The sequence below is a fragment of the Nocardia sp. GTS18 genome (assembly GCF_013839555.1).
Classification (GTDB): domain Bacteria; phylum Actinomycetota; class Actinomycetes; order Mycobacteriales; family Mycobacteriaceae; genus Nocardia; species Nocardia rosealba.
This window is the reverse complement of sequence record NZ_JACBIU010000026.1, coordinates 59,280-74,569: the sequence shown is the minus strand read 5'-3', so window position 1 is coordinate 74,569 and position 15,290 is coordinate 59,280. Positions and strand designations below refer to the sequence as shown.

11 protein-coding genes and 1 pseudogene are annotated in these 15,290 nt (G+C 68.5%); 7 read left to right on the top strand and 5 right to left on the bottom strand.

Going from position 1 to position 15,290, the window contains the following annotated elements; genetic code table 11:
* From HYG95_RS24920 to HYG95_RS19145, 3 genes and pseudogenes are all read left to right on the top strand, one after another.
* Positions 1 to 100, top strand: a pseudogene (locus HYG95_RS24920) (DNA methyltransferase); the annotation flags it as partial.
* 68 nt (positions 101 to 168) lie between these two features.
* On the top strand, positions 169 to 1,905 hold the full coding sequence (locus tag HYG95_RS19150; protein WP_181699612.1) for an NTP transferase domain-containing protein: 1,737 nt from the start codon (positions 169 to 171) through the stop codon (positions 1,903 to 1,905).
* Between the two features lie 218 nt (positions 1,906 to 2,123).
* Positions 2,124 to 2,270, top strand: a complete 147-nt coding sequence (locus HYG95_RS19145) for a hypothetical protein (RefSeq protein ID WP_181699610.1) — start codon at positions 2,124 to 2,126, stop codon at positions 2,268 to 2,270.
* Between the two features lie 51 nt (positions 2,271 to 2,321).
* Here HYG95_RS19145 and HYG95_RS19140 read toward each other — a convergent pair whose 3' ends face one another.
* The 4 genes from HYG95_RS19140 to HYG95_RS19125 are packed head-to-tail and all read right to left on the bottom strand — an operon-like array spanning position 2,322 to position 7,712.
* Complete coding sequence (locus HYG95_RS19140) at positions 2,322 to 4,331, bottom strand: ABC transporter ATP-binding protein (protein WP_181699608.1); 2,010 nt, start codon at positions 4,329 to 4,331, stop codon at positions 2,322 to 2,324.
* Complete coding sequence (locus HYG95_RS19135) at positions 4,328 to 5,173, bottom strand: ABC transporter permease (protein ID WP_181699606.1); 846 nt, start codon at positions 5,171 to 5,173, stop codon at positions 4,328 to 4,330. The genes HYG95_RS19140 and HYG95_RS19135 overlap by 4 nt, the downstream gene beginning before the upstream one ends.
* On the bottom strand, positions 5,170 to 6,129 hold the full coding sequence (locus HYG95_RS19130; RefSeq protein ID WP_181699604.1) for an ABC transporter permease: 960 nt from the start codon (positions 6,127 to 6,129) through the stop codon (positions 5,170 to 5,172). The genes HYG95_RS19135 and HYG95_RS19130 overlap by 4 nt, the downstream gene beginning before the upstream one ends.
* Positions 6,126 to 7,712, bottom strand: coding sequence for an ABC transporter substrate-binding protein (locus HYG95_RS19125; protein WP_181699602.1), 1,587 nt, complete (start codon positions 7,710 to 7,712; stop codon positions 6,126 to 6,128). Before HYG95_RS19125 ends, HYG95_RS19130 begins: the two co-directional genes overlap by 4 nt.
* Before the next feature lie 98 nt (positions 7,713 to 7,810).
* Between HYG95_RS19125 and HYG95_RS19120 the strand changes: the two genes are divergently transcribed.
* The 4 genes from HYG95_RS19120 (at position 7,811) to mtnC (ending at position 13,562) form a co-directional block, all read left to right on the top strand.
* The gene (locus HYG95_RS19120; RefSeq protein ID WP_181699601.1) at positions 7,811 to 10,165 is read left to right on the top strand and encodes an arylsulfatase; all 2,355 of its coding nucleotides are present in this window, start codon (positions 7,811 to 7,813) and stop codon (positions 10,163 to 10,165) included.
* Between the two features lie 126 nt (positions 10,166 to 10,291).
* Entirely contained in the window at positions 10,292 to 12,301 is a 2,010-nt protein-coding gene (gene mtnA / locus HYG95_RS19110) for an S-methyl-5-thioribose-1-phosphate isomerase (RefSeq protein ID WP_255495533.1), read from the top strand.
* Positions 12,298 to 12,867 carry an acireductone dioxygenase gene (locus tag HYG95_RS19105; RefSeq protein ID WP_181699600.1) on the top strand — a complete coding sequence of 190 codons (570 nt, stop codon included), beginning with the start codon at positions 12,298 to 12,300 and terminating at the stop codon, positions 12,865 to 12,867. Before mtnA ends, HYG95_RS19105 begins: the two co-directional genes overlap by 4 nt.
* Positions 12,864 to 13,562, top strand: coding sequence for an acireductone synthase (gene mtnC, locus HYG95_RS19100; RefSeq protein ID WP_181699599.1), 699 nt, complete (start codon positions 12,864 to 12,866; stop codon positions 13,560 to 13,562). Before HYG95_RS19105 ends, mtnC begins: the two co-directional genes overlap by 4 nt.
* Before the next feature lie 60 nt (positions 13,563 to 13,622).
* Here the strand turns inward: mtnC and HYG95_RS19095 are convergent, their stop codons facing one another.
* On the bottom strand, positions 13,623 to 15,167 hold the full coding sequence (locus tag HYG95_RS19095; RefSeq protein WP_181699598.1) for an alanine/glycine:cation symporter family protein: 1,545 nt from the start codon (positions 15,165 to 15,167) through the stop codon (positions 13,623 to 13,625).
* Positions 15,168 to 15,290: the final 123 nt, after the last annotated feature.

Sequence of the window (15,290 nt, the reverse complement as noted above, 5' to 3'; positions counted from 1 at the left end):
CCCCTCCCCCCACCTCGCCACCCGCCAGCTCCGCCTCCTCGCCGAGGAAGGAGTCCCCATCACCGACGGCCGCATCGACCTGCGCACCGCCCGCCTCTGACGATCGGGTCGGAACCGGCGGGGTGGCGCGGATAGCATGGCCGACATGTCGACTACTTCGCTGGTCTCATGACCGATGCCGATGCGATCGTGCTGGCGGGTGGGCGGGCCAGCCGGATGGGTGGGGTCGACAAGCCCGGGATCGTGATCGGTGGGCGGTCGATGCTCGAGGCGGCGCTCGGGGCGGTGCGCGATTGCGGTGAGGTGGTTGTGGTCGGTCCGCCGCGACCCGAGCTCGACGCGCGGATCAAGCAGGTGCGTGAGGTGCCGCCGGGGTCGGGGCCGGTGGCCGCCATCGGCACCGGGCTGGCCGCGCTGGGGCCGGAGCCGGCGCCGTGGATCGTTGTGCTCGCCGCCGACATGCCGTTCCTGACGCACGACACCGTGCGCGGATTATTGCTTCGCGCAGCCGAGTCCACCGCCGAAGCGGTGTTCGCCATCGATGCGTCGGGTCGCCCGCAGTATCTGGTCGGCGTGTGGCGGCGCACCGCGCTCACGGCGGCGCTGGCAGGTCTGGACGCCCTGGTTAACCAGCCGATGAAGGCGATCATCCCCACCGAGACGGCACTGGTCGAACTGCCGGGCACCACCGACTGCGACACCGAGGAGGAGGTGCGCCGGGCCCGCGAGTCCGTCGACAACGACGCCCGCCTCGACCTCACCGAAGCCAGGAATCGGGTCGCCGGCACACTCACCCCGTTGATCGCCTACGACGCCGCTTTCGCCGACGTACCCGGCGCCGCCCTGGCCGAACCGGTGGTCGCGGCGGGTGCGCTGCCGCGCTTCGACGTCTCGGCCATGGACGGCTACGCCGTATGCGGTGACGGCCCGTGGCGGCTGCGCCGCGATATCGGATTCGCCGGTGGTGCAAGGCCACTCGGGCTGTTGCCCGGCGAGGCGGTGCGGATCGCGACCGGTGCGCACGTGCCCGACGGAACCACCTCCGTGCTGCGTGACGAGTTCGCCGTGGTCACCGGCGACGATCTGGCACGGCGGCCCGGCACACCGATCCGGGGCGATGTGCGGCGCAGCGGCGAGGACCTGCGGGTCGGTGATCGGGTCGCCCCGGCGGGCACCCGGGTGACCGCGGCGCTGCGCTCGGCCGCCGCCTCGGTGGAGGTGACAACGGGTTCGGTCCGTGGGCCCGTCCGAGCTCGAATAGTGATGACAGGGGACGAGATCCGCAGCACCGGCCCGCTGCAGGCCGGGCAGACCCGCGACTCGATCGGCCCCGTCCTGCCGGACCTGCTCACCGGCTGCGGTGTACGCGTGGTCGACCGGGTGCACCTGCGCGACACCGCGCACAGTTTCGACGACATGCTCACCGCCACAACCGGTCTCGATCTGCTGGTCGTGGTCGGCGCGACCGGTGGCGGCGCCGCCGACCAGTTGCGCACCGCGCTGGCGCGCATCGGTGCCCGCATCGTCGTCCCGAGACTCGCACTGCGCCCGGGTGGTTCGACCGTCGTAGCCGAATTGTCCGACGGCCCGACGGTTCTCGGCCTGCCCGGTAACCCCTTCGCCGCCATCGCCGTACTACTCGCCCTCACCCCGGCGATCGTCGCGGCCCGCACCGCGGCGGCGCCGCCACGCACCGTTCTCGGCCCGCTGCACAATGCCGCCGAAATCGCCGCCCCCGTCACCCGCATCACGCCCGCGCGCTACGCCCCCGGAGGCGGCTGGATCGGTGACCCGAATATTCGCACCGCCCACCTGGGCGGACTCGTCGACCGCGACGGACTGGTCATCGTGGGACCATCCGCCGAAGACGGCGACCTCGTGGAATTCCTCCCGCTCCCGAGTTGAAACAATGTCGCCCGAATTGCCGTCGGTGACTGCCGAAAATACCGGGACACGCCGAATATCCGCTGGTAGGAATGCTATTTATCGTTCAACTCTACCGCCGCGACCACTCGATGCCTATCGTTGAGCAAGTCAGGCGTACCCCGCCTCGAAAAAGGCGGAATTACGCCGGACATCCGAATTAGGCGAAGTATTCATCCCTCGGAAAGGACCGTGTGGAGATGGCTGAGAAGTCGAAGAAAACGCCGAAAAAGATGCCCAAGCAGATGCCGCGCCAGCAGCAGGAGCAGCGGCAGGAGCAGGACTCGCAGCGGATGACGCGAGCAGGCCAGGATGATCGGCGCGAGCCGCGCCGCCCCGGCAACTGATCCACGCGTGTCGACGAGCCGCCGGTACCGGTACCGGTGGCTCGTCCGCGTTCAGGCCCCGATCGGCAGGGCCGCGTCACGTCCCCTGCGAGCCGTCGACGGATCGGGAGCGGGGACCGCGTCGAGCAGGCGGCGGGTGTATTCCTGCGCTGGTGCCGCGAACACCGCGCGTGCCGCACCGGTTTCCACGATCCGGCCCTGCCGCAGCACCAGGACGCGGTCGGCGACCTGGTGCACCACGGCCAGGTCGTGACTGATGAACAGGCTCGCGAATCCGTATTCGGCGCGCAGATCGGCGAACAGGTCGAGCACCTGCGCCTGGACCGAGACGTCGAGCGCACTGGTCGGTTCGTCGGCCACCAGCAGCCGAGGCGCCAGTGCCAGTGCCCGCGCCAACGCCACGCGCTGACGCTGCCCACCGGACAACTCCGCAGGCCTGCGCTGGGCATAGTCCCTCGGCAACCGGACCGACTCGAGCAGATCGCCCACTTTCGAGTACAGCAGCGCCCCCGAAGCGACCCGATGCACCTGGAGCGGTTCACCGATCGCGTCGGCGATGCTGCGTCGCGGGTCGAGCGAGGCGCTCACATCCTGATGCACCAGCGCCACATGGCGGCGCAACCCGCGCAGTTCCCGACGCGACAACCCGGCCAGGGAGACACCCTGCAACTGCACCGTTCCCGAGGTCGCGGGCACCAGGCCGAGCGCGGTCCGGCCCAGCGTGCTCTTGCCCGAACCCGACTCACCGACGATGCCGAGCACCTCACGCGGGCTCAGCGTCAACGAGATGTCGTGCAGCGCGGGGAATGCGGCACCACCGTGCCGACCGGGATAGACCACGGACAACTCGTCGATCCGCAACACCTCGCGGTACTCCGGTCCCGGTACGCCCCCGCCCTTCTCGGCGACGACCGCCGGTTTCCGTGCCACCACCCTCCGCAGCGCCCGCTCGAGACCCCGAGTCGCGCGACCCGCCGCACCATCGGAATCGAGGCCGGCTTCCCCGGCCACACCATCGGACTCCGCAGGAAGGGCTGGAGAGGTACCGTCCCCAGTGCCCACCAGGTCGGCCGCCTCGGCATCGGCATCGAACCGCACCTGGTCGGGCCTTTCGGTGCTCGAAGCGTTCGGGACGACGTCGGCCTCGTTCGCACCGCGAGTCGGGATCACCGTCTCGACTGGCTGGACCTCGGGCACACCGTCGGGGTCGCCGACCTCGGGCGCCACCGCTGCCCCACCGCGCGCCGAACGTGCCGGCAAGCGCGGGACCGACGCGAGCAGCGTGCGGGTGTACTCGGCCTGCGGTGCGGCGAACAGGTCGACGACCGGCTGCTGTTCGACCACCTGGCCCGCGCGCAGTACCACCACGCGGTCGGCGATCTCGGCGACCACGCCGAGGTTGTGGGTGATGAACAGCACCGAGGTGCCACGATCGCGGCGCAGCGTGTGCAGCAGGTCGAGGATTTCGGCCTGCACGGTGACGTCGAGCGCGGTCGTCGGCTCGTCGGCGATGAGCAGGTCGGGTTCGCCCGACAACGCGAGTGCGATCACCACCCGCTGCTTCTGCCCGCCGGAGAGCTGATGCGGATACCAGTCGAAGCGTTCGGCGGGTTCGGGGATGTCGACGGCGGTGAGCAGTTCGATCGCGCGGGCACGGGCGGCGGCCTTGTCGGTGACGCCGTGCGCGCGCAGGGCCCGCACGAGCTGGGTGCCGATCTTCTGCACCGGGTTGAGCGCGGTCTGGGGCTCCTGGAACACCATGGCGGCACGGGTGCCGCGTAACCCACGCAGCGTCGCCTCGTCGGCTCCGACGATCTCGGTCGAGGCGAGGCTGACCGACCCCCGCGCCCGCGCGGTAACCGGCAGCAGTCCGAGCGCCGCCCGCGCGGTGAGCGACTTTCCCGACCCGGATTCGCCGACCAGCGCGACGACCTCCCCGCGCCGCACCTGGAAGCTCACCCCGTGCACCACGGTCTTGTCCCCGAAGGCGACGATCAGATCGGTGATGTCGAGCACGACATCACCGGACCCGTCGGCGCGCGCGGCCGTCTCGGCACTCATCCCGATCTCCTCGCGTTGCCCAGTGATTGGGCGATCAACAGAAACCCGAGCGTCAGCCCGGCGACGACGACCAGCGGCCCGACCGCCATCCACGGATTGGCGTCGAGGTTGCCGATGGATTCGCCGATCAGCGAGCCGAGCGAGGGATTCGGCGGCTGGACCCCGATCCCGATGAAACTCATCGCGCCCTCGAGGAACACCGCGACCGACAGCGACAGCGCGAACTGCACGACAAGCGGTTCGATCGCGTTGGGCAGCACGTGTTTGCGTAGCGTCCACCAGGTGTCCGCGCCGATCACCTCGGAGGCCTCGACGAAGGGCTGTTCGCGCACCGCGAGCACGGCGGTGCGGATCTGCCGGCCGAAGATCGGGATCTCGGCGGCCACGATGACGATCACCACCGCGTGCCAGCCCGGCCCGGTGATCGCGGCGAGGGCGATCGCGAAGATCAGCGACGGGAAGGCAAGCACCAGGTCGAACAGGCGCTGCACGGTGACGTCGGCGAAGGGGTGCACGGTGGCGGCGAGCCCGATCAGCGAACCGATCACCGCGGCGAGCGGCACCGCGAGAGCCACGATGAGCAGGTCGATGCGGATTCCGGCCAGCACGCGCGCGGCCACGTCTCGGTTGAGGTGGTCGGTGCCGAGCCAGTGCTGCGCGCTCGGGCCGAGCAGGTTGGCGGACGGTATCTGCGCGAGAGGGTCGAAGGGGTTCAGTACCCCGGCGAACACACCGGCGAGCGCGATCACCGTGATCAGGAGAACACCGGCCAGCCCCTGACCACTGCGCAGCGCGGCCGCTCGCCGGGTGGTGACGCGGGTTTCAGCGGTTGCGACGGTCATGATCGTCCCCCGATCCGGACCCGGGGGTCCAGCCACGCATGGGCGAGATCGGTGAGCAACTGGATCACCACGAACACCGCGACGGCGAGCAGCAACAGCACCTGCACCACCGGGTAGTCGCGGCGGCTGATGCCCTGCTCGATGAGCTGACCGATCCCCGGCCACACGAACGCCGCCTCCACCAGCACGGCGCCGCCGAGCAGCTGACCGGTCTGCAGGCCGAGCACGGTGAGCGAGGTCGGCAGTGCGTTGCGCAGCGCTCCGCGCGTGACGATCTCGCGGTGGCCGACACCCAACGAACGTGCCGTGAGCACATAGGGTTTGGTGAGTTCGGTCCGCAGGGACTCGGTGAGGAACCTGGTCAGCGCGGCCGCCACCGGCAGTGCGAGGCAGATCGCGGGTAGCAGCAGATACTGCACCGCGATATCCGGCCGGGCGATGAACCCGTCCGGCGGCACCCCACCCGAGGGCAGGATCGGGATCGCGACGGCGAACAGCAGCACGAGCAGCGGCCCGACCACGAACGTCGGCAGCGCGACGGCGATCGTATTCGCCGCCGCGACCACGGTATTCAGCCAGCGACTCGGCCACAGCACCGAGGCCAGCGATACCGCCACGCTCACCACCACGGCGAGCACCAGCGCGGTCACCGTGAGCACGAGGGTGTTGGTGAGCCCACGACCGACCAGATCGCTGATCTGCCCACCGATGAGGTAGGACCGGCCGAGGTCGAGGGTGACCAGATCGCCAAGCCAGCTCAGGTATTGGACGGGAATCGACTGATCGAGACCGAGCTGGTGCCGGATGGCCGCGACGGATTCGGGTGTTGCGTCGTTGCCCGCCAGGATGGTGGCCGGATCGCCCGGCACCAGGCGCAGCAGCAGGAAGATCAGCACGGACGCGCCGAACAGGACGAGCAGCGCCGAGGGTAAGCGGTGCAGCAGGTAGCGCGTCATGACAGGAACGTGTCGGTGAGCAGGGGTTCGCGGCGTTTGGTCCAGCCGAATCCGTGCACGGTGTTGCTGGTGGAGTACTGCTGGAAACGCACACCGATCTCGATCAGGAACAACCCTTCCAGCAGCTGATCGGTCACGGCACGGAAGGCGCGCACCGCGTCGGGGCCGGTGCCCTGCGGCAATTTCCAGGCAGTATCGGCCGCGGCGGTGTAGGCGGTCGACTCGTAGCGGGAGGCATTGCGGCGGGCGTTGAAGGGGTAGGCGCTCACCGTGAGGGTCGACGGCACGAACTGCGCCCACGAGTGATCGGTCACCCACAGGCCGCGGAACTGCTGGCCGGTGAGCTGTTTCACGAAGGCGGCATTGTCGATCGGATCGAGGTCCACCTCGATGCCGACCTCGGCCAGGTTCGCCTGCACGATCTGGGCGGTCGCCTCGTGCCCCGGGTGGAAGGTCAGCGGCAGGCGCGGCGGCTTGTTCACCTGGGCGAGCAGCTGCTTGGCCTTGCCGACGTCCCGGCTGAACCTGGTGTTGAGCGACTCGTCGAACGCGGGAGAATTCTTCGGCCACGGCACATTCAGTGGATAGCCCGCGCCGCGAAAGACCTCGTCGACGATCCGTTCGCGGTCCAGCGCGTAGGCGATAGCTTGCCGCACCCGCACATCCGCCAGCGCGGGCTCGGAGACATTGACCCCCACATAGGTCTGCAGTTCGGCGCCCTCGAGATTGTGCACAGTGAAACCGCCACTGTTGGACAGGTTTTCGGCGTCGCGGAAGCTGAGCTCGCGCGCGGCAGCGACCTGACCGGTCTTGAGTGCGTTCAGCAAGGCCTGCGGATCGGGGACGATCGAGACCTCCACCCGGTCGAGGTAGGGACGATCCGGAATCCAGTACCCGGTGTTCTTCGCGAAGATCAGCTGCGAATTCGGAATTCGCTGCACGAAGGTGAACGGCCCGGTGCCGATATAGGTTTCACCGGTGCCGAGTTTGTCGGCGGTTTCGCTGTCGAGAATGGGCACCGTGTCGAGCAGATCGAAGATATTGCTCACCGGGTGGGCGAAACGCAGGACGATCCGGGTGGGCGAGACGATATCGAATTCCGTGACCGCGGCGGCGGTGGACCGCAACTGCGCCGACCATTTGGGGTCGGCGTAGGTGCGGATCGAGAACTCCACATCCTTGGCGGTGAATACGCGCCCGGTGTGGAATTTCACGTCGTCGCGCAGGTCCAGACTCACCGATCGGCCGTCGGCGGCGAGCTGCCAGGCCTTGGCCAGCAGCGGCTGTGGTTCGAGTGAATCGTTCGGGTAGCGGATCAGCGATTCGTAGACCAGGCCGACGAGCACCGGGGTGGCGGCGGTATTGGTGAGCAGGTTGGCGGGTACCAGGTCCTCACGGATGCCGACCTTCAAGGTGCCACCGCGCACCGGCGTCGCGTCGTCGCCGCCTGCCTTCTGCTCCGAGACCGCGGAGGTGCACGCCGCGAGGGCCGCCCCACCGAAGATGGCCGCGGCAGCGATACCGCTGGTGCGCAGGAAATTTCGGCGATGGATACCGCCACGCGATGCATTGTTCGTTGACACGACAGCGACGCTAACAATGTGCGCGACACCGGTCACCGATTCCGCGCAGGCTGCATCTAACCCTGGTGACCAGCCATTTCGTCCAGTTCACTGCGGGAATGCCAGTTCCACCCCACGCACGCGGTTACGAATCTTTCGCAGGCTCGATCGGACGTACCTCCGCCGATTCCACGCCGGATTGGACCTCGCCTGCCACGGCGCCCGCCGGTGCGCCGAATATCGTCGTCGTCCTCGTGGACGATATGGGTTACAGCGATATCGGTCCGTACGGTTCCGAGATCGACACGCCCACACTGGATCGGCTCGCCGCGACGGGTGTGCGACTGTCGAATTACCACACCACCCCGCTGTGCTCCCCGTCGCGCGCGGCGTTGCTCACCGGTATCAATCCGCACCGCGCGGGCTTCGGATTCGTAGCCAACGCCGATCCCGGGTATCCCGGGCTGCGCCTGGAACTGGCCGACGATGTGCTCACCCTGCCGGAGGTATTGCGGGACAACGGTTATGCCACCTACGCGGTGGGCAAATGGCATCTGGTGCGCGATGCCACGATGAATCCGGCGGCGCACCGGAATTCGTGGCCGACGCAGCGCGGATTCGACCGGTACTACGGATCGCTGGAAGGCCTCAATTCCTTCTACTACCCGAACCAACTGGTTTCCGACAGTTCCGTCGTCGACGTCGAGGAGTATCCGCCGGGCTACTACCTCACCGACGACCTCACCGACAAGGCGCTGTCCTACATCAAGGACCTGCGCGCGCACGACGCGACGAAACCGTTCTTCCTGTATTTCGCGCACGTCGCCATGCACGGACCGTTGCAGGCGAAGGCGCAGGACCAGGCCAAGTACCGCGGACGGTACGACGAGGGCTGGGACGAATTGCGCCGGAAACGCTTCGCCGAGCAGCTGGCACAGGGCCTTTTCCCGCCGGGCACCCAGCAGAAGCCACGCAATACCGAGCCGGGTTACGAAGCGGCGGAATGGGATTCGCTGTCCGCTGCCGAGCAGCGGCGGTACGCCCGCTACATGGAGGTGTACGCGGGCATGGTCGACAGCATCGACCAGAGTCTGGGCCGCATCGTCGACCTGCTCGAGGAACTGGGCGAGCTCGACAACACGGTCATCGTGTTCACCTCCGACAACGGCGGCACCGCCGAGGGCGGGCCGGAGGGCACCCGCTCCTATTTCGCCGAGTTCGCCCACATCGACGACCCCGACTGGGTGGGCGACGTGCCCCACGACGAGGAACTGATCGGTACCGCCAAGCTCGGGGTGCACTACCCGCGTGGCTGGGGGCAGGCGTCGAACACGCCGTTCCGCTTCTACAAGGGGCAGACCTTCGCCGGCGGGGTCCGGGTGCCGCTGATCGTGTCGTGGCCGAAAGGCTTGCCGCGCAAGGACAACGACACCGGTATCCGCCACGAGTACGCCTATGTCACCGACCTGGCGCCGACCCTGCTGGAATTCGCCGGGCTGGACCGGCCGTCGGTCCGTCACGGCCTACCGGCCAAGGACTTCGACGGCGTATCCGCCGCCGCCCTGCTCCGCGACGCCTCCGCACCGACCCTGCACACCGAGCAGTATTCGGAGATGACCGGTCATCGCGGTTTCTATCGTGACGGATGGAAACTGCTCTCGCTCCACGAAGCGGGCGCCGACCTCGACGCACCCGACTGGCAGCTCTTCGATGTGCGCGCCGACCCCACCGAGCTGCACGACCTTTCCGCACAGTATCCGGACAAGGCCGCCGAACTCGCCGCCGCCTGGGACGAATCAGCCTGGGCCAATACGGTTTTCCCGCTTCTCACCCGCGCCGACCTGTTCCGCAGGCGCCCGGAGGAGGCCCGCTTGGCCGACCCGGTACGTCTGCTCCCCGGGACCCCGACCCTCGAGCGCTATCGGTCGCAACGGCTGATCGCCTACCGCGACTTCACCATCACCGCCGAACTGGGCGCAACCACCTCACCCTCGCGAACCGGTGACCGATCCGTGCCCACCGGTTACCGGGACGGCGACGAAGGCGTACTCGTCGCCCACGGTGACCCGCTCGGCGGCTACCTGCTCTACATCGAGCACGGCGAGGTGGTGCTCGGCGTGAACAGTTACGGCCGCTACGCGTCGGTGGGCACACCACTGCCGGTCGGCACCCGCACCGTCACCGTCCGCACCACCGTGCGTCCCCACCTGCGCTGGGACTTCGTCGTCGAAGCCGACGGCACCCCCCTCGCCGAACTCACCGACCAGGTCCAGCTCGTCGGCATGGCACCGTGGACCGGCATCTCGGTCGGCATCGACGCCCGCGGCCCGGTGTCCTGGGACCTACGCGAACGCCGCGGCCCTTTCCGCTACACCGGCCCCCTCCGCGCGATCACCTACACACCCGGCCCGATCCAGGTTCCGCAGGCCACCATCGATGCGGTCGAGCGCGAGGCCGAGTTCGTTGCCGAGTAGCGCCCCGGGCATGCGCTCCGCCGAGCTGGTCATGCGTCTGTCCAGGTCGGGATCGGGTCCCGGCGGGTCGGCCTGGTCGGATATCGTCTACCGGCGGAAAGACAGTCTCGCAGTGAGGACACCCCGATGGACGACAGTTCCCTGACCTGGGACGACGGTGCGCTCGTCACCATCGACCAGCGCGGGCTGCCGCACGAGGTGCGTGAGCTGCGGTTGACGACCGTCGATCAGGTGATCGACGCCATCACTACGCTCGCCATCCGTGGTGCGCCCGCTATCGGGATCGCGGGGGCGTTCGGGGTGGTCATCGCGACCCGGGCTCACACGAAGGTCGTCGACGCCGCCACCCAGGCCGTCGCCGAACATCCCGAAACCGCGACACGAACGGACGCTGCGCATTCCGCGGCAGGCACACGAGCAGATGAGCCTTCCGACGCCGCGATGCGGTCGGACGTTGTGCATCCCGCAGCCGCGACGCAGGCGGACGACGAACATGGCTGCGGGGCCGCTGAGGTAGGACAGCGCAGCGCGGCCGTCTCGCGCGAAGCAGTGCGGGCCGGCCTTTCGGGCGGCGGAGTGGTCGACGTGGCGGCGGTGGAAGCCGAGGCGGATCGGATCGCGGCGGCTCGGCCTACCGCCGTCAACCTGGCGTGGGCGGTCGAGCGGGTGCGGGCGCGGATCGCCGAGGGTGCCGACGCCGTGCTGGCCGAAACCCTCGACATGCTCGCCGAGGACGGCCGGGTCAACCTGGCCGCCGCCACCCACGCCGCCGACCTGGTGCAACACCTCTGCGGCGACCGGCCGCTGCGCCTGCTCACGCACTGCAATACCGGTCGCCTGGCCACGAGCGCGGTGGGTACGGCCATCGGCGCGCTGCGGGTGCTGCACGAACGCGGTGTGGTCACCGATGTGATCGTCGACGAAACTCGGCCGCTGCTGCAGGGTGCCCGGCTCACCGCGTGGGAACTCGCCGAAGCGGGGATCCCCCACCGGCTCACCATCGATTCGGCCGCGGCGTGGGCGATGGCGACGGGGCAGGTCGACGCCGTGCTCGTCGGCGCCGACCGAATCACCGCCAACGGCGACGTCGCCAACAAAATCGGCACCTTCGGCCTGGCGCTGGCCGCGCGTCATCACGGCATCCCGTTCATCGTCGTCGCCCCGGAGTCCACCCGCGATACCGCGATGGCGACCGGTGCGCAGATCGTGGTCGAACAGCGCGCCGCCGCGGAGGTCACCGGGTTCGGTGGGGTCGAGGCCGCACCGGCCGGCACCGCCGTTTTCAACCCGGCCTTCGACGTGACACCGGCCGACCTGGTCACCGCAGTGGTCACGGAGAACGGTGTGGTCTACCGCAACGCGGACACCTTCGACGAGAACGGCCGCGCCGCGAGCTCGACCGCCGCGATACCGCATGCCGACAGTCCGTCTATCCCCACGGCCGCGGCGGTAGACGTAGCCGTTCGGCCCGCGTCTGTGCAGGCAGCCGACACCGGCGCCGAGAGCGACACGCCAGGAGGCGCGCTCGCCGCCGTCGCTCGTCAGCTCTACGAGCGCGGCTGGATGCCCGGTACGGCAGGCAACATCTCGGTGCGATCCGGGAGCGACGATGCGCTGATCACCGCCAGCGGGTTGTCGAAGGGCGAGCTGACCGAGCACGATGCGGTGCGCGTGCGCGTCGCCGACACCACCGCGTACCCGGGTCAGGACCGAAAACCCTCCGCCGAGACCAGCATTCACACCGCCGTCTACCGCACGCGCGATGCCGGTGCCGTCGTGCACGTGCACTCACCGTTCGCCACGGCACTGGCAACCACCGCCCAGCCGGGTGACACCGTGCGGGTCAGCGGCTACGAACTCATCAAGGGTTTCGGGCTCGACGATCCCTCGACCGTGGACGTTCCGGTGTTCGCGAACTGGCCCGAGGTCGCGCGCATCGGCGCCGACATCGAGTACTACCTGCGCGAAAATCCCGGTGCCGCACCGATTCTGTTCATCACCGGGCACGGCATCACCGCCTGGGGTGACACTCTTGCCCAGGCGCGTGACCGCGCCGAATGTCTGGAAGCACTGTGCGAGTTGATCGCCCGCACCGGACGTACCGACGCCACTCCTTTCGAGATCGGACCGAGATGACCCTGCTGCAAGTGATGGCGGCCGACAATGCCGCCGATGTCCGGGTGCGTACCACCGATACCGCCGAGATCGGTGCCGAGCTGTCGAAGCACGGCATCGCCTTCTCCCGCTGGGAGGTGCTCCCCGACGCCGCGACCACCGACTCCGACACACTGCTCGCCCATTACGCGCCGCGGATCGCCGAACTGAACGCCTCGGGTCGCTACGAGCACATCGATATCGCCCGCATCCACCCCGACGACGACAACCCCGACTGGCCCGCCACGGCGGCCGGTGCGCGCACCAAGTTCCTCGACGAGCACCGGCACGCCGAGGACGAGGTGCGTTTCTTCGTCGCCGGTCGCGGCTGCTTCTACCTGCACATCGACGACGCGGTGCTGGCAACGGTGTGCGAGGCGGGCGATCTGCTCTCGGTGCCCGCGGGCACCCTGCACTGGTTCGACATGGGCCCCCGCCCCGATTTCGTCGCCATCCGCTTCTTCGAGGAGGCCGACGGCTGGGTCGGCGATTTCACCGGCGACAAGATCAGCGCCGGCTTCCCCACCCTGGACGAGCTGCTCGCGTGATCCGCGCGATCGTCCTCGATATCGAGGGCACCACCAGCCCCACCGATTCGGTGCGCACCGACCTCTACGGATACACCGAGCAGCATCTGCCCACCTGGCTGGCCGAGAACGCAACCGGCGCAGCCGGATCCGTGATCGCCGCGACCCGCGAACTGTCCGTCGAGCCGACCGCCGATACCGCACGGATCGCCGAAATCCTCACCGGCTGGCTGCATTCCGATGTGAAGGCCGAGCCGCTGAAAGCCGCCCAGGGCGCCATCTGCGCGGAGGGCTTCCGCGCGGGCGATCTGCACGGCCGCTTCTTCGACGACGTGGTCCCCGCGCTGCGCGCCTGGCACGCCGCAGGCCACACCCTCTACATCTACTCCTCGGGTTCGGAACGCAACCAACGAGACTGGTTCACCTACGCCGAACAGGGCAACCTGTCACCCCTGGTCACCGACCATTTCGACCTGGTGAACGCCGGCCCCAAACGCGAACCCACCTCCTACGAAACCATCACCGCTCGCATCGCGGTCGCGCCGCGCGAAACCCTGTTCCTGTCCGATCACCCGGACGAACTCGATGCGGCCGTCACCGCCGGTTGGCACGTCGTCGGCATCCACCGCCCAGGCGAGCCGAATCCCCCACGCCCACCGCACAAGTGGGTCGGATCGTTCGCGGAGGTCGACCCTGCTGCGCCGACCGAACAGTAGGCCGCGGCGAGCACAAGAAAAGACGCGCCGAGGTCCTGGTGTGGACCTCGGCGCGCCGAATCACTTGGTGACAGTGACCTTTTCGCGTTCGCGTTCCGGTTCGTAGGTCTCCCAGAAGGTGGCGTTGCGGATACCGAGCGCCTTCGGGTCGAAGACCGGGTCCTTGCCTGCCTTCTGCTGCTTCTCGAAATCGCGCAGGGCCTTGTAGGCGGGCTGCTGGAGAATGATGATGCCGATGATGTTGAGCCAGGCCATCAGGCCGACGCCGATGTCGCCGAGGGTCCAGGCGTCGGTGGCGGTGGACAGGGCGCCCGCGCCGACCGAGACCAGGATGAGGGCCTGCAGGATCAGGGTGGTGTTGCTGCCCAGGGTGCCCCGGATGACGGGGACGGGTGTGGCGGCGCGCTTACCGAGCAGGAAGCGCAAGTTGGTGTCGGCCATGTAGTAGTAGGCGATGATCGTGGTCAGGCAGAAGAAGGCCAGCGAGATCGCGACGAAGGTCGAGCCGAAACCGCCCCACAGGGTGTCGACCGCGTGCTGGGCGTAGGCGGGGCCGACCGCGGCGTCCGACGGCAGCACTCCGCCGTCGGCCAGGACCTTGCCGTCGGCGGACTCACCCTCGAAGACCCGGTAGGCGCCGGTCGACAGAATCAGCAGGCCGGTGGCGGTACAGACGAACAGGGTGTCGATGTACACGGCGAACGCCTGCACCAGACCCTGCTTGGCGGGGTGGGACACCTCGGCGGCGGCCGCCGAGTGCGGTCCGGTGCCCTGGCCTGCCTCGTTGGAGTACACACCGCGCTTGACGCCCCACATCACGGCCGAGCCGATGATCGCGCCGAACGCCGCGTCGGCGCCGAGGGCGCTGCGCACCACCAGGGACAGGATCTCGGGGATCTGGCCCGCGTTGGCGAACACGATGACCATGGAGATCAGGATGTAGCCCACCGCCATGAACGGCACGACCACGGCGGCGAAGGCGGCGATCCGCTTCACACCGCCGATGATGACGAACGCCAGCACGATCACCGTGCCGAGCGCGACCACCCATTCCGACACACCCCAGGCCTGGTTCATCGCGGCGGCCATGGAGTTGGACTGCACGCTCGGCATCAGCAGACCGCAGGCCAGCACGGTGACGGCGGCGAAGATCACCGCGTAGACCTTGAACAGCGGGGCGGCCTTGGTGTGCGACATCGCCCGGTGGAAGTAGTAGGCGGGTCCGCCACGGTACTCACCGGTGAGCGGGTCGCGGGTCTTGTAGATCTGGCCGAGGGTGCACTCGACGAAGGAGGTGGAAGCGCCGAGGAAGGCCACCGCCCACATCCAGAACAGCGCACCCGGGCCGCCGAAAGCGATGGCGGTGGCGACGCCCGCGATATTGCCGGTGCCGATGCGCCCCGACAGCGACATCGCCAGCGCCTGGAACGAGGACACACCGGAGGCGGACTTCTCGCCGTTCAGCAGCAGGCGCACCATCTCGGGGATCTGACGGACCTGGACGAACCGGGAACGGACGGAGAAATACACCCCCGCGGCCAAGCACAGATAGATCAACGAGTCGCTCCAGATATAGCCGTTGATCGTGGTCAGAAACTCAGCCACTTGTTCGTACTCCCTGATCGCTGTCGATGGTCGGCAGACATGATCGCACGTCCAGTAACGGACCGTTAGCTGAGTACATACTGTTCACGCGCCCGCACAGTCGCCGGGCCCGGATCGGAGCGA

What these genes read in the sequence shown, in the direction of transcription:
- HYG95_RS19150 (WP_181699612.1), top strand. Translation starts at nt 169, where the DNA reads ATGACCGATGCCGATGCGATCGTGCTGGCGGGTGGGCGGGCCAGCCGG.
- HYG95_RS19145 (WP_181699610.1), top strand. Translation starts at nt 2,124, where the DNA reads ATGGCTGAGAAGTCGAAGAAAACGCCGAAAAAGATGCCCAAGCAGATG.
- HYG95_RS19140 (WP_181699608.1), bottom strand. Translation starts at nt 4,331, where the DNA reads ATGAGTGCCGAGACGGCCGCGCGCGCCGACGGGTCCGGTGATGTCGTG.
- HYG95_RS19135 (WP_181699606.1), bottom strand. Translation starts at nt 5,173, where the DNA reads ATGACCGTCGCAACCGCTGAAACCCGCGTCACCACCCGGCGAGCGGCC.
- HYG95_RS19130 (WP_181699604.1), bottom strand. Translation starts at nt 6,129, where the DNA reads ATGACGCGCTACCTGCTGCACCGCTTACCCTCGGCGCTGCTCGTCCTG.
- HYG95_RS19120 (WP_181699601.1), top strand. Translation starts at nt 7,811, where the DNA reads ATGCCAGTTCCACCCCACGCACGCGGTTACGAATCTTTCGCAGGCTCG.
- mtnA (WP_255495533.1), top strand. Translation starts at nt 10,292, where the DNA reads ATGGACGACAGTTCCCTGACCTGGGACGACGGTGCGCTCGTCACCATC.
- HYG95_RS19105 (WP_181699600.1), top strand. Translation starts at nt 12,298, where the DNA reads ATGACCCTGCTGCAAGTGATGGCGGCCGACAATGCCGCCGATGTCCGG.